Consider the following 13,883-nt stretch of genomic DNA (forward strand, 5'->3'; position numbering starts at 1 on the left):
GCTGCTGCTGGTTGGGGGGCGTCGGCTCAGCTGCCGGCCGCTGCGTTCCGTTTCCGGGTCACCAGGTCCGCCATGGCGGCGGCCGACCGGAAGTTGTCCAGCTCAAGGTCCTCGTCCTCGACCCGGATGCCGAACTTCTTCTCGACGAAGAGGACCAGCTCCATCGCGAAGAGTGAGTTGACGAGGCCGAGCGCGAAGATGTCATCCGCCGCCGCGATGTCCGTACTCCGGAAGTACGCGTGCAGGAAGTCCAGCACCTCGGTCTCGACCACGGTCGTCTCGTCTGCTGTTCCAGGCATTAGCCGTCGCTTTCCACGGGATGGGGACTGGTTGTCATGGGAGACAGCGCTCGCCAGTTCACCTGCAGGCCGGACGTCCAGAGCCAGCCGAGGGTGTGCAGCCAGCTCGTCGTGTCGTTCTGCCAGTACGGCGACCGCTGCACCGAGGCGAGCACCGGCGTCCTGGTCGCAGCGGACTCCAGCTGCGTGTGCGCGGCGAAGGTCGTCAGCGCCTCTCCCAGGCCCACCTCCAGGAAGGCCGGAGGTCGGCCGCGTAGCGCAAGTCGGAGCGCTGCAAGGTAGTTGACGGGCGCGGTCGTGTGGCGGGCCCAGTACTGCGGGTCGACGGCGTCCTGTGGCCGCATCAGGCGGCCGGTCACCGTCGAGATCCATCGCAACTGCGGCCGCTTCCGCTGTACTCGGGCCACTTCCGCAGCGAGCGGGGCGCTCACCGGATCGAGCAGCGGCGAGTGGAACGGGCGGTCGACAGGCAGGAAACGGTGCGAGACGCCGTCCCGGGCCAGGTCCTCGGCCAGCGTGCGCAGTGAAGCGTGGCTGCCGGAGACAGCCGTCACCGAGGGCGCGTTCATCGCGGAGACGACCGCTCCGTCCGGCAGCCTGAGCGAGACCTCGCGCGCAGGCAGGCCGACCGCCAGCATGCCCCCGGCGGGCAACCCGCCGAGGAGCTCTGCCCTTCGGATGACCAGCCTCAGCGCGTCCTCCTCGGTGAACACACCGGCGACACAGGCGGCGACGTATTCGCCCAGACTGTGACCCACCAGTAAGTCCGGGGCCACCCCCGCCGCCAACCACGTGCGCGCCAGGGCGTAGCCGACCGCCCAACGCATGGGCTGGTCCTCTTCGGTCGGCAGGGCCGGAGTCGGCGGTTCGACCACCGGCGGGCCGGTGCGCCGGGCCGCCCCGAGCAGTGCGCGAGAAGCGGTCAGGCCCACCGACCGGTCGTCGGCTCGACCCGCCGGCGCCGAACTCCGCAGCGGACCGAGCACCAGCGAACGGCCATGGTGTGCGACGGACAGCCGGTCCAGTCGGTCCAGGGTCTGCCTGAACTCCGCATTGGTCCGGTAGAGCGAGTCGCCCAGGACCACTGGCGACTCCCCCAACCCCGAGAAGCAGAAGGCGACCTGAGGCGAGACCCGGTCGGGATCCATGGTCCGGACCCATCTGGTGTCCATGGTCGCCAACGACTCCTGCGCGTGCCGGACCGAGGATGCGAGCACCACCCGGCGGTGCGGGGCGTCCGCGGGCACCTGGTCCCACAGCCTCGTGGCAGCGACCCCAAGGTCGGTGTCGCCGCCCCAGGCTGTGGCCTCGGCCGTCCGCTGCTCCAGTTCGCCGGCGCTGTCGCCCCATAGCGGCAGGAGAAAGAACGGCCGGCCGGATATCGGCACGAACTGCTCTGCAGCGGGCAAGGGCACCACCTTGAAGTCCCTTCTCTCGATTATGTCACCGGCTCATTGTGCGCACCCCCGGTCATCGCCCGGATATCACGCCGCCATCGTCCCATCACGACCCGTTTCCCCCTCGCCTCCGGGCCCTTTCGGACCGGTACACCCAATGCTACGGTTCAAGTGACCACCATCAACCGGCGAGGAGTTGGCGAACAATGGAAGACGACGATATCCGGACCTACACGGTAGTTCTGAACGATGAGGGGCAGTATTCCATCTGGTTTGCCGGGCGCGCCGCTCCGGCTGGCTGGTCGGAAGCCGGCCACCAGGGCACCCGGGCGGAGTGCCTGGACTTCATCGAGAGCGCGTGGACGGACATGCGGCCGCGCAGTGTCCGAGAGTTTCACGCCGCCACCTGACGGGCGGACCCGCCCAGAGGAGCTTTCCGCGTGAGCGTAACACCGGTACAACCGGCCTCGGCCGAACAGTTCGAGGCCGTTGATCTCTCCGTTCTCCGCAATCGACTCAGCGAGAAATGGATGCGCCACTCAGCCGAGATCATCCCCTCCTTCATCGCCGAAATGGACCTGCCCATAGCAGCTCCACTGATCCAGGCGATACGGTCGCACCTGGAGGGCGGGGGCGATCTCGGCTACGCGTTCTCCTACACCGAGGACGCCCCGGTCCACCGGGCCTTCACCAGCTGGGCAGCAGAGCAGTTCCAGTGGGCCATCCGCTCCGACCAGGTGCTGCTGTTCCCGGATGTGATGAGGATCGTCGAGACGGGCATCGAGCAGTTCACCGACCCCGGCGACGCGATCGTCGTCGACATCCCCGCGTATCCGCCGTTCCTGGAGGCCGTTCCCGCCGCCCGCCGCACGCTGGTGGGAAATCCGATGGTCATCCGCGACGGCCGTTGGACGATTGATTTCGACGGCCTGGAGAAGAAATTCCGGGCCGGCGCCACCGGCTACATCCTCTGCAATCCGCACAACCCGACCGGACGGGTATTCACCGCCGACGAACTCGGCCGGATCCTCCGACTCGCCCGCGCCCACCGGGTCGCGGTCCTCTCGGACGAGGTCCACGCCCCGCTGGTCTTCCCCGGGCATACGCACCTTCCTCTCGCGGTGCTTCCGGAGGCATCCGACGTCCCGCTCGTCACGGCGATCTCCGCCAGCAAAGGCTGGAACATCGCCGGACTGAAATGTGCCTTCGCCGTACCCAACTCACCGGAGGACATGGAACGGCTGTCCCGGATGCGGCCGCGGGACCGCGACGGAGTCGGAATTCTCGGCGTCTCCGCGAACCTCGCCGCATTCACTGCCGGCGGACCCTGGCTGCATGATGTCCTCCGCCATCTGGACGCCAATCGGAGGCTCCTGCTGACCAGGATCCCCGAACTCCTGGGGGCCGACGTCTCATGGGTGCCTCCAGAGGGCACGTACCTGGGCTGGATCGACTGCCGGAATCTCGCCGGCCGTCTCGGCACGGATGACCTCGGCGAGTTCTTCCTCCAGCACGGCAACGTTGCCGTGAGTGACGGAAGGGAATACGGAAGCCCAGGTTTCATCCGGATCAACTTCGGCACCTCTCGCCCGATCCTCGAAAAGACGCTCCACGGGTTGGCCCGCGCCATGCGAACCGCCCGTCGCGGCGTTCTCACGAGCTGACACCTGCTCAGGGCCGCTGCCGCTGCTGGTCACGGGTGGAGCACCCGGAACGCAGGAGGGGGTGTACCGCTTGCGGCGGTACACCCCCTCCTGCGTTCCCGCCGGATCAGGTCAGGTCCTCCAACTGCACGTGGCCGGGCATCGGGATCCCGGCGGTGTGATCCTCCCGCTCCAGGAGCACGGCACGCTCCCCGGTAGCGCCGGCCTTGGCCCGGAAGCCGGCCAGCCGGAACGCCACGTACATCGGCCGGTTCCGGCCGGTGTCGACGAACTCCGCGCGGAGCGTGGCCCCGGCGGCCACGGAGCGGTTCACCAGGAAGGCCAGCAGCATCGACCCGACCCCGCGGTTGAGCACCCGACAGGACGTGAGCAGGAGCTTGACGACCCAACTGTCACCGTCGCGCTCGATCAGGGCCAACCCGACCTTGCCGTAGCTGCCGAACCGGTCGGCCACCTCGGCGACCAGAAGCTCATGGCGATCGGACCGGATGCACGCCGCCAACTCGTCCAGGTCGTAGGTGTGACCCGTGGAGTTCAGCTGGTTGGTCCGCAACGTGAGCTCCTGCAGGCGCTCCAGATCGCCGACCCCCGCCTGCTGCACGTGCAACGTGAGACCCAGCGTGGCCAGGAACTCGGTCGGCGGGCCGTCGTGGCACTCCTCCGCCTGAGTCCTGGCGATCTCGTCCTGGTAGAGCCGGCGTCGCTGGGCCGCCTCGCCGGTCCGGGCTCCGGCGAAGGCCGGGTGGTCGAGAAACGAGGCGGCGGCGTCGGGGTGGAAGCACCGGACCTCGGGAAACCGGAATGCCACCTCAGCCCGCTCCACCGGGTCGTCATCGACGAAGACGATGGTTTCCGGCGCGAGTTGGAGGTCAGCGGCGATGGCCGCGACCGACTCCGACTTGGCCCCCCAGCCGATCCGGGGGTGCAGGAAGTACTCGGCCAGACCGAACTCCCGCAGCCGGCCCCACGCAAGCTGCTCGTCGTTGCGGCTGGCCACCGAGTGCAGGATGCCGCGCCGGTCGAGCTCTTTGATCGATTGGGCTACCACCGGATCCACCTGGACATCCGAGTCCTCCAGCAGTACCCCGTGCCACAGCGTCTGGTCGAGGTCCCAGACGATGACCTTGACCGCAGGCGCATCCTGGCTTCGTGCTGTCGTTTCCAGACCAAGGGCCGACATGCTGTCTCCCACTCCCATTCTCTTTCGAAGAGGCACGGACTCGCGCCGCTACAGGACCGACGCGCCGTCAACGCGCGGGTAGGCCAGTCGCTGGATGTGCCCCGCGATGGTGGCCTGGTGGATCTGCTCCGTCCCCTCCACCAGCTCCAGCAGCTTCGCGTCACGGAACGCCCGCTCCACCGGATGGCCCGCGGACGTGCCGAAGGCTCCGTGCAGTTGGAGCGCATCGCGCGTCGCCCGGGCCGCCGTACGGGCCGATCGGTACTTCGCCATCGAGGTGTAGACCAACGCCTCCGGCGCACCCTCCTCCCGCAGCCTGGCGGCCTCCGCGCAGAGCAGACGGGCCGCCGCGGTCTCCACCAGCATGTCGCTGAGCATGGCGCGCACCAGCTGGTGGTCCAGGAGCGGCGACCCGAACTGATGGCGTTGCGCTGTGCGGTCGGCGCAGTTGCGCAACGATGCCTGGGCCAGGCCGACTCCGCCCCAGGCCAGGCAGAACCGCCCGTGGTCCAGCGCCGTGGCCGCCACGTGCCGCAGCCCGCTGGCGGGGCGGCCCACGACCCGCCGTGCGGGCACCACGACCTCGTTCATGGCCAGCTGGGCGAGCCCGGCCGCCCGGAATCCCAACAGCGGCTCGATCGGGGTGACTTCGACCCCGGGATCGGCCCGGTCCACCAGGAGGGCGATCGGCCCGCCCGGCGACTGGGCCAGAACCAGGAACAGGTCCGCGTCCTGGCCTCCGCTGAGCCAGGTCTTGACGCCGGTGATCCGGTAGCCCTCAGCTGCCGGCTCGGCGTGGCTACGCACCCCCTCCGCGTCGCTGCCGGCCTCCGGCTCGCTCAAGGCGAACGCCAACTGCCGCCGGCCGCCGGCGGCCTCGGCCAGGACAGTGGCCGCCAGCTCGTGGTTGCCCCAACGGCCGATCGCCTCGGCCGCCATCATGTGCGCGGTGAGCACGCTCAGCAGCGAGACCCACTGACCGCCCAACTCCTCGCAGAGCGCGCCCAACTCGTACTGGTTCAGCGCCAGGCCGCCCACATCGCGCGAGCGGCAGGGCAGCAGCAACCCCCGCTCGCCGAGTTCCCCCAGGAGGCCCTCGGGCAACCGTCCCGCTGCCTCGGCCGCCTGGATGTCGACGGTTCGCAGCACCTCCCGCAGTCCCTGCAGCGCGCGGCCGCCAACCCCGGCCGCCGAGGTGGCCGGGGTTGGCGTGGTCGGCGAGCTCACCGGAGGGAGGACACGGCCGCGGTGTCGGCCGCCGCCCGCTTGGCCGCGACGAAGGCGCAGATCCGCTCGACCGAAAGGAAGTTGCCCAGATCCAGGTCGGTGCCCTGCGCGAAGATTCCGAACTGCCGCTCCAACCACATCACCAGCTGGACCGCGAACAGCGAGTTCACGTAGCCGCCGGCGAAGATGTCCTGGTCGTCTGCGACCTCGGCGCCACCGACGCCGGCTGCCACGAAGGAACGGATCGCGATGATGTCGTCAGCCACGGTCGGCCTCCTCGCGGATCTGTCCGCGCTCGTCGTAGGTGTAGAAGCCCTTGCCGTTCTTGCGCCCGTGCAGCCCGGCGTCCACCAGCTGCTTGAGCAGGACGCACGGACGGTACTTGGGGTCGTCGAAGTTCTCCAACAGCACCTCAAGCGAGTACAGGATCGTGTCGAGGCCGATGAGATCGGCCGTCTCCAGCGGCCCCATGGTGTGGCCGAAGCACTTCTTGAACAGTCGGTCGATGTCCCGGACGGATGAGACACCCTCGTGCAGCAGGAAGATCGCCTCGTTGATGGTGAGCATCAGGACGCGGTTCGTCACGAAGCCGGGCGAATCCTCGACAACGATGCTCTCCTTCCCGATGCCCGCCAGGATGTCCTGGGTGAGTCGCACGGTGTCCGCACTCGTGTGGTAGCCACGGATGACCTCGACGAGCGGCTTCAGCGGCGCCGGGTTCATGAAGTGCGTCCCGATGACGCGGTCCGGACGGCCGGTCAGCGCGGCGACCTTGGTGATCGGGATGGCCGAGGTGTTCACGGCGAGCACGCACTCCTCGGGGCAGACCTCGTCCAGGCCGGGGAAGATCCCCTGCTTGACGCCCCAGTTCTCGGTGGCGTTCTCCACCACGAACTGGGCGTTCCCGAGCGCGGCCAGACCGGTGCTGAAGGAGATGTTCTGCAGCACGTCAGAAGCCGGCCGGGCCGGCGCCTCCTTGCGCAGCAGGGGGTAGAACCGGACGTTTCGCTCGATCTCGGTCTTGGCCCGTTCCAGCGCCCGCTCGTCGATGTCGACGAGCGCCACCGTGAACCCGGCCTCGGCGAACGCGTGCGACACGCCGATCCCCATCGTCCCCGCGCCGACCACACCGATGTTCCTGATGTCCATGTTCCTCCAGTCAAATGTCATTTCCGACTTCACGAGGCCGACTTGTAGATTTCCGCCGGCCATTTATCGGGGTCGATGCCGTGGCGGCACACGAACGCGTAGGCGAACCGCTCCAACCCGAACCCGACGCAACCCGTGTACGCGTTCTCACCGCTCTCGACGGTGATGTCGAACGTGTCACCGAAGAAGGTCTCGTGCAGGTTGAACGAGCCGGCCGCCAGATCGCGACCGCCCTCGATATCGAGTCGCAGCTCGTACTTCATCTCCAGCATCCGCTGCGACCAGATCTGCTCACCGGTCCGCGGCCCACCGAAGAAGGGGTCATTGGCCACCACGAGCCGTGCGGGGAGATCGAGAGACTCCACCAACCGCATCGTCGCGTTCATGAGCTCCCCCCGCTTCGAGCGGACGAACTCCCGGTCGCCGAGAAAAACGATCTCCCTGATGCTGAAGTCCCACAACCGCTCAAGCGTGCGGTGGTAACGCGACTCATGGCGAAACGACTTACCGCGGCTGGAGACCACCGTTCCGGCGCCCTCCAGGCGAGTCCCCTCCATTTCGTGGAAGGTGTGGTAGCACATGGTCGGCGGGAGGCAGTAGTCAGCGTTCCCGAAGTGCTCGGCCAGCCCGTCCCCGATGCTTTCCCGGCCGGCCGCGTACTCCGCGAACTTCCGGTACTCGTTGCTGTCCGTGTGCAGCCTGGTGACGAACATGACGAACTGCGGGAACGAGGAGAAGTACCCGCACCGGTGAAGCGTCTGGGTGCCGATCAGCGTGGGGTAGCGACGCTGTCGCCCGCCGAGCTCCCGAACGATCGCGGCGAACCGCTCGTCAAGCATGTCCATCAGTTCCAGCAGCGGGCTGCCGAGCGAGATCTGGCCCTCCCCCACCTCGGCCACGATCCGGCGCCCGAGCAACTCGCGGTACACGTCCTCCTGCACCGGAGCGCTTGCCGGGTGCTCCCAGAGGACCTTGGCCGCCGGGCTGCGCTGACTGAGGATGTCGGCTTCCACCACGTGGTGGAGCTGCTCGGCGAGCGACTCGGCGGAGGAGCCCGCCGAGAACTCCAGCTCGACGGCGGCCACCGCTTCCCCGTCGAACAGCAGACGGAAATCGGTGATGGCCTCGGAGACGAAGAAGATCTTCGAGGAGAGCTCCGGCGCCAGTTCTGCGGGCACCGGTGCCTTGAGTTCGATGGTTCGACGGGGCATGACGTCCTTCCGAGTTGGGTCAGGGCCGGCCCGGCACGCCCAACAGCCTGGCGATGATGTCGCGTTGGATCTCTGACGTGCCGCCGTAGACCGTGGTACCAAAGGCGTCACGCACCTCGTGCTCGATTCCGAGGTCCTTCGTGTAGCCGAGCGCGCCGTGCAGTTGTGCGGTATCCAGCGCGGACTGGACCAGTGACTCGCTGACGAAGAGCTTGAGCATGGAGCTCTCCAGCATGGCCAGGCGTCCCTCGCGCTTGAGTTCGCCGACCTTGTAGAGCAGCAGCCGGGCCAACTCCAGGCGGACGCCCATGTCGGCGATGCGGTGCGACACGGCCTGGTGGTGCCCGATGGGCCGGCCGAACTGCCTGCGCGCGGCCGAACGCGCCACGCTGCCTTCCAGCAGACGGGCCAGTACGCCCACCTGACTGGCGCACATGAAGCCGCGCTCCCAGTCCATCGTGGCCGTGAAGATCTGGTACCCCGCGCCTTCGGCGCCCAGCAGGGCGTCGGCCGGAACCCGGCACTCCTGGAAGGAGAGCTCCCCCATCAGGCAACCCTCCAGCCCGGCCTTCTCGATCCGGCGGACGACCCGTAGTCCGGGGGTCGTGCTCGGCACCACGAACGCCGACAGTGCCGACTGCCCACCAGCCGTGCTGCCCGTGCGGGCGAACACGATGAACAGGTCGGCGCAGGGTCCGTTGCTGATGAAGCACTTCGCGCCGTCGATCACCCAGTCGTCGCCGTCGCGTCGAGCACTGGTGGTGATGCTGAGCATGTCCGAGCCGGCCTCGGCCTCGGTCAGCGCGTGGGCGCCGATCAGGGATCCGTCGACCAGTCCGGGCAGCCAGCGCCCCTTCTGGGCCGGTGTGCCGTGCTCCATCAGATAGACCATGCAGGCCCAGACGTGGTTGTTGACGGCGAACACCAGCCCGTTGTCCGTGCAGCCCTGGCCCAGCGCCTCGAACGCGAGGATCGCGGACAGCGGGTCCAGTCCGGCTCCGCCGTATTCCACAGGGGCGATCCAGCCGTGCACGCCGAATTCTGCCAGACGCTTCCAGCCGACCCGGTCGAAACCATCGCGAGCCTTTTCATCGGATTCGGCCGACAGCGCCCGAGCGAATTCCAGAACCTTATTGCGCAGTGCGTGATCTTCCGGGCCGAACATAGAATCCTTCCTCCGGTCCCTGCTGCGAGCCGTCGGACCCGACTTCAGCCGAAGTTCCGACCGTGGTGGCACGGGTGGCCGGCAGGTCAGGAACAACTGACGGGGACAGCATTCCCGAGGAATGCCATCGAGACGCCATCGCGCGACCATCGACGAGCCACAGCCGGGCCCGCCAATAGCCTGCCTCCCTTGCTCCGGGACCTTCCTCCTGGTTCAGTTGACCCTCGTGAGCAACAGGTCACCGGAGAAAATACCCGAACTGACCGACCGCACCTGCCACGTGTGGTGGGCGGACTCGGACCAGGCAACGTCGATGAACGTGGAACTGCTATCCTCTGACGAACAGAGAAAGCGTTCCTCGCTACCGAAACCGTTCGACCGAGACCGGTTCACGGTCGGTCGTGTCCTGGTTCGTACGGTTCTCTCCGGCCTCACCGGATGCCCACCGGCCGAACTACGGTTCAGCCGCATCTGCGCTTACTGCGGCGGCCCGCACGGAAAACCCCGGCTCCGGCTCCCGGGAAGCCAGATATTCTTCAACATCTCGCATTCCGGCCGACTGGTGGTCGCTGCCTTCGCCCGCTCGGCGGACGTCGGCGTGGACGTGGAGGAGATCCAACCGGGTTTTGACGCCAGTGCCGCCGCGCGGTTCTCCTGCAGCGACGACGAGCAGTCGGTCCTGGCTTCGCTGCCGGACTCCGCCCGGGCCCCCGCGTTCTTCCGGTACTGGGCGCGGAAGGAAGCCGCGGTCAAGGCGACCGGCGAAGGCCTGCGCCGCTCCCTGCGGCTGATCGAGGTAGGGCACCCGGACCATCGGCCTCGATTGCTCGCCCATACGTGGCGGCCCGCCATCGCCGCCGATGCCGAACTGCTCGACCTGCGGCCGGCGCCCGGGTACGCCGCCGCCCTGTGCCTGCTCGGTCCGGTGGACCGAGTTCAGACCTGGGACGCGCGCACCCTCCTCACCGCGGCGCCAGGCCTGACCCGCTCGTTTCCCCACCGGGCAGCAACGGTGGCCTACTGAGGTTGGTTCAACGTGGACATGAACGATCCCACGCCCACTGTGCTGGAGATCTGGGCCGATATCCTGGCAACGACGCCGGACGAACTCTCCGCGGACGACGACTTCTTCGACATCGGCGGCAGTTCTCTCGCGGCAGCGGGAATCCAGTTGCTCATTCGGGAGCGGCTCGGAGTGTCGGTACCGCTCGGCCGGCTGCTGGACGGCCCGACCCCGCGCGGCATGGCGACCGCGGTGACGGATGCCCGGCGAACCACCGGTTCGACGGATGCGCTCGCCACGGAGCCGGCGGCCGCACCGCCGGGCCACACCACAGGCCACCCGCGCGGCCTCTCCTCCGGGCAGGAGCGGTTGTGGTTCCTGCACCGTCTCATGCCCGAAAGCGCCTTCTACCACGTGCCGTTGACGCTCCGACTGGCCGGCGAGTTGGATGTCGAAGCGCTGTCCGCCGCCTTGGACGAGGTACTCCAGCGGCACGAAGTGCTCCGGACAGCGGTGGTCTCCGAGCAGGGCCGTCCCGTCGCCGAGGTACGGCACGCACAGGTCGGGCTGCCGGTGATCGACCTCAGCAGCCTTCCGCCGGACGAGCGGGAAGCCCGGCTCGGTCAACTGACCCGGGACGAGGCCCTGCGCCCGTTCGACCTCACCACCGGTCCGATGCTGCGGGCCGGGCTGCTGCGCCTGTCGCCGGATGACCACCTCCTGGTGCTGGTGGTGCACCACATCGCCTATGACGGAGCCTCACAGAGCATCCTCTTCCGCGATCTCAGCCATGCCTACCGCAGGGCCCTGGGCGGGCACGCTCCGATGCAGCCGCTGCCGGCCCAGTACGGGGACTACGTCGAGTGGCAGCGCTCACGCAGAGGATCGGCGCAGACCGACCGTCAGATCGAGTTCTGGCGCGAACGGCTGGACGGCACCTGCGACATCCTCGCGCTGCCGACCGACCGGCCGCGGCCGGCCCACCAGTCGTTCCGAGGCGCGGTGTTGCGCTTCGCGCTGCCGGCGGACCTGTCCGCCGCCGTCCTCCGGCTCGCCCGCGCGCAGCGCAGCACACCGTTCATGCTGCTGCTGGCGGCCTTCTCCGGTGTCCTCGGTGCGTACAGCGGCACGGAGGACGTGGTGATCGGGGTGCCTGCCATGAGCCGGGGTGCCTCCGAGTTCCAGGACCTGATCGGCTTCTTCATCAACACCCTCCCACTGCGCTGCGACCTGTCCGGCGATCCGTCCTTCGCGGAGCTTCTGGGGCGGGTCCGGGAGACCTGCATCTCGGCGTACGAACACCAGGACGTCCCGTTCGAGACCCTGGTGGAGCAGCTCCGGCCGCAGCGGGACCTCAGCCGTGCCCCCATCGTCCAGGTACTCGCTTCCTGGGAGGAGGAGGCGCCGCAGCCCGAGTTCGAAGGTCTGCAGGCCACGCTCTCCAGCATCCGCACCGACTCCACCAAGCTGGACCTGTCGCTCTTCCTCCGACCGACCGCGAACGGCATCGCCGGAGCATTCGAGTACTCCACGGACCTGTTCGACGAGCGGACCGTCCAAAACTTCGCCGACAGCCTGGTCGCCGCTCTGACCGCCGTGGTCGCCGATCCGCAGACCCGGCTGCACGAGGTGCCGCTGCTGTCCGCCGCCGAACGCGACCGACTACTGCACCACTGGAACGACACCACCACCCCGACCCCCACCACCACCGTCCACGACCTCGTCATCACCCAAGCCCACCGCACCCCCGACGCCACCGCCGTCCGCACCCCCACCACCACCCTCACCTACCGACAACTCCTCGACGACGCCCACCACCTCGCCGCCACCCTCCAACACCACGGCGCCCGCCCCGGCACCACCATCGGCATCCTCGCCCCCCGCACCCCCCAACTCGTCACCGCCCTCCTCGCCACCCTCATCACCGGAGCCGCCTACACCCCCCTCGACCCCGAATACCCCGCCAACCGCCTCCACCACATGATCCAGACCTCCCACATCACCACCATCCTCACCCACCACAACCACCCCCACATCACCGACCACTTCACCGGCACCCTCATCCCCATCGACACCCACCACCCCCACACCCCCACACCCACCACCACCCACCCCCAGGACCTCGCCTACACCATCTACACCAGCGGCTCCACCGGCACCCCCAAGGGCATCGACATGCCGCACCAGCCCCTGGTCAACCTGCTGCTGTGGCAGCTCGGGCGCTCCGACCTCAAGCCGGACGACGCCACCCTGCAGTTCCCCGCGTTCAGCTTCGACATGTCGTTCCTCGACATCTTCTACACGTTGGTCTCCGGTCGGACCCTGGTCTTCGCGCAGGAGCAGGTGCGCCGCGATCCAGTCGAGCGGGCTGCCTACATGGCCGAGCAGAACGTGGGCTGCTTCGTCCTGTCGCCCGCAGCCCTGTACCAGCAGGCCGCCTACGCGAACCAGCCGCACGGAACGCTGCCCGGTGTCCGCGAGATCATCAGCGCGGGCGAGCAGCTGGTGATCACCGACAGCGTGCGCGAGATGTTCGCCGATCGGACCGACTGCGTCGTGGTCAACCAGTACGGACCGACCGAGACGCACTGCATGACGGCGTACGAGCTGCAGGCGCCGGCCGCCGACTGGCCGGCGTCGGTGCCGATCGGCAGGCCCATCGCCAACACCAGGGCATACGTCCTCGACGAGCGGCTGCGGCCGCTGCCCGCCGGGATACCCGGCGAGCTGTACCTGGCCGGCGCCTGCCTGGCCAGGGGGTACACCGGACAACCCGCCCTGACGGCAGACCGGTTCGTCCCCGACCCGTACGCTCCGTCCCCCGGAGCCCGGATGTACCGCACCGGGGACCAGGCCCGCTGGCGCCCCGACGGCAACCTGGAGTACCTCGGCCGCCTCGACCACCAGCTCAAGATCCGCGGCTTCCGGATCGAGCCGGCCGAGGTGGAGAAGGCACTCGCCGCCCACCCGGGGGTCCTCCAGTCGGTCGTCGTCACCGAGCGGAGCGCACCCGGCGCGGACCAGCGGCTGATCGCGTATGTCGTCGGTGACACCGGGCCGGTACGCGAACTGCGGGCGTTCCTGCGCAACTCGCTGCCCGACTACCTGATCCCGGACGTCTTCGAGCCGATGACGGAACTGCCGCTGACCCCGAGCGGCAAGATCGACCGGAACCGGCTCCCGGCCGTCACCGCGGTCGTACCGCAGCCGCCCGTGGCCGGCCCGGGAGGTGCGGGCATCGAGCACCAGGTGCATGCCGCCTGGGCGGCGGTGCTCGGGCACGACGCCATCGACCGGGAGGACAGCTTCTTCGAGATCGGTGGCAACTCCCTGCGTGCCACCCAGCTGCACGGGCTGCTGCAGGCGAGCTTCCAGGGCCGGGTCGCGATCGTCGACCTCTTCCGGTACCACACGATCGCCGCCCTGACGGAGTACCTCGCCGCCACAGCGAACGACAACGCCGCGCGGCAGTCACCCCCGCCTGCGGCCCGGCGCCAGGACCGGCTCCGCAGCCAGCGGAGCTCCCGAACCCGCGACAACTGATCCGCCTGCCGACCGCCGGAGCGGCAGGCACCGAACAACGGAGGA

Annotated in this window: 12 protein-coding genes; 4 read left to right on the forward strand and 8 right to left on the reverse strand. The window is 68.6% G+C overall.

What is annotated here, in order from left to right; translation table 11 throughout:
• Window positions 1-26: 26 nt before the first annotated feature.
• Window positions 27-299 (reverse strand): phosphopantetheine-binding protein, encoded by a 273-nt coding sequence (locus P3T41_RS16315; protein WP_280690572.1) that lies wholly within the window; start codon window positions 297-299, stop codon window positions 27-29.
• Window positions 299-1,708 (reverse strand): acyltransferase domain-containing protein, encoded by a 1,410-nt coding sequence (locus P3T41_RS16320; RefSeq protein WP_280690573.1) that lies wholly within the window; start codon window positions 1,706-1,708, stop codon window positions 299-301. The genes P3T41_RS16315 and P3T41_RS16320 overlap by 1 nt, the downstream gene beginning before the upstream one ends.
• A gap of 194 nt (window positions 1,709-1,902) precedes the next feature.
• On the opposite strand from P3T41_RS16320, the gene P3T41_RS16325 reads away from it, so the two are divergent.
• The gene (locus tag P3T41_RS16325; RefSeq protein WP_280690574.1) at window positions 1,903-2,106 is read left to right on the forward strand and encodes an MbtH family NRPS accessory protein; all 204 of its coding nucleotides are present in this window, start codon (window positions 1,903-1,905) and stop codon (window positions 2,104-2,106) included.
• Window positions 2,107-2,136: 30 nt separating this feature from the next.
• Complete coding sequence (locus tag P3T41_RS16330) at window positions 2,137-3,360, forward strand: aminotransferase class I/II-fold pyridoxal phosphate-dependent enzyme (RefSeq protein WP_280690575.1); 1,224 nt, start codon at window positions 2,137-2,139, stop codon at window positions 3,358-3,360.
• Window positions 3,361-3,466: 106 nt separating this feature from the next.
• Here P3T41_RS16330 and P3T41_RS16335 read toward each other — a convergent pair whose 3' ends face one another.
• Genes P3T41_RS16335 through P3T41_RS16360 form a run of 6 tightly spaced genes read right to left on the reverse strand, consistent with a single transcriptional unit; the run spans window position 3,467 to window position 9,292 of the window.
• Window positions 3,467-4,540 carry an HAD-IIIC family phosphatase gene (locus P3T41_RS16335; protein WP_280690576.1) on the reverse strand — a complete coding sequence of 358 codons (1,074 nt, stop codon included), beginning with the start codon at window positions 4,538-4,540 and terminating at the stop codon, window positions 3,467-3,469.
• 48 nt (window positions 4,541-4,588) lie between these two features.
• The gene (locus tag P3T41_RS16340; protein ID WP_280690577.1) at window positions 4,589-5,767 is read right to left on the reverse strand and encodes an acyl-CoA dehydrogenase family protein; all 1,179 of its coding nucleotides are present in this window, start codon (window positions 5,765-5,767) and stop codon (window positions 4,589-4,591) included.
• Window positions 5,764-6,033, reverse strand: a complete 270-nt coding sequence (locus P3T41_RS16345) for a phosphopantetheine-binding protein (RefSeq protein ID WP_280690578.1) — start codon at window positions 6,031-6,033, stop codon at window positions 5,764-5,766. Before P3T41_RS16345 ends, P3T41_RS16340 begins: the two co-directional genes overlap by 4 nt.
• Window positions 6,026-6,916 carry a 3-hydroxyacyl-CoA dehydrogenase NAD-binding domain-containing protein gene (locus P3T41_RS16350; protein ID WP_280690579.1) on the reverse strand — a complete coding sequence of 297 codons (891 nt, stop codon included), beginning with the start codon at window positions 6,914-6,916 and terminating at the stop codon, window positions 6,026-6,028. The genes P3T41_RS16345 and P3T41_RS16350 overlap by 8 nt, the downstream gene beginning before the upstream one ends.
• A gap of 29 nt (window positions 6,917-6,945) precedes the next feature.
• Window positions 6,946-8,127: a hypothetical protein gene (locus tag P3T41_RS16355; RefSeq protein ID WP_280690580.1), complete on the reverse strand. Its 1,182-nt coding sequence runs from the start codon at window positions 8,125-8,127 to the stop codon at window positions 6,946-6,948.
• Between the two features lie 19 nt (window positions 8,128-8,146).
• Window positions 8,147-9,292 carry an acyl-CoA dehydrogenase family protein gene (locus P3T41_RS16360; protein ID WP_280690581.1) on the reverse strand — a complete coding sequence of 382 codons (1,146 nt, stop codon included), beginning with the start codon at window positions 9,290-9,292 and terminating at the stop codon, window positions 8,147-8,149.
• Between the two features lie 226 nt (window positions 9,293-9,518).
• Here P3T41_RS16360 and P3T41_RS16365 point away from each other — a divergent pair, with 226 nt between their 5' ends.
• Both P3T41_RS16365 and P3T41_RS16370 read left to right on the forward strand, forming a co-directional pair.
• A complete protein-coding gene (locus tag P3T41_RS16365) occupies window positions 9,519-10,316 on the forward strand; it encodes a 4'-phosphopantetheinyl transferase superfamily protein (RefSeq protein ID WP_280690582.1) in 798 nt (265 codons plus the stop codon).
• Window positions 10,317-10,334: 18 nt separating this feature from the next.
• Window positions 10,335-13,838 carry an amino acid adenylation domain-containing protein gene (locus P3T41_RS16370; RefSeq protein WP_280690583.1) on the forward strand — a complete coding sequence of 1,168 codons (3,504 nt, stop codon included), beginning with the start codon at window positions 10,335-10,337 and terminating at the stop codon, window positions 13,836-13,838.
• The last annotated feature ends 45 nt before the right edge of the window (window positions 13,839-13,883 follow it).

The organism is Kitasatospora sp. GAS204B, from assembly GCF_029892155.1.
In the GTDB taxonomy this organism is placed as follows: domain Bacteria; phylum Actinomycetota; class Actinomycetes; order Streptomycetales; family Streptomycetaceae; genus Kitasatospora.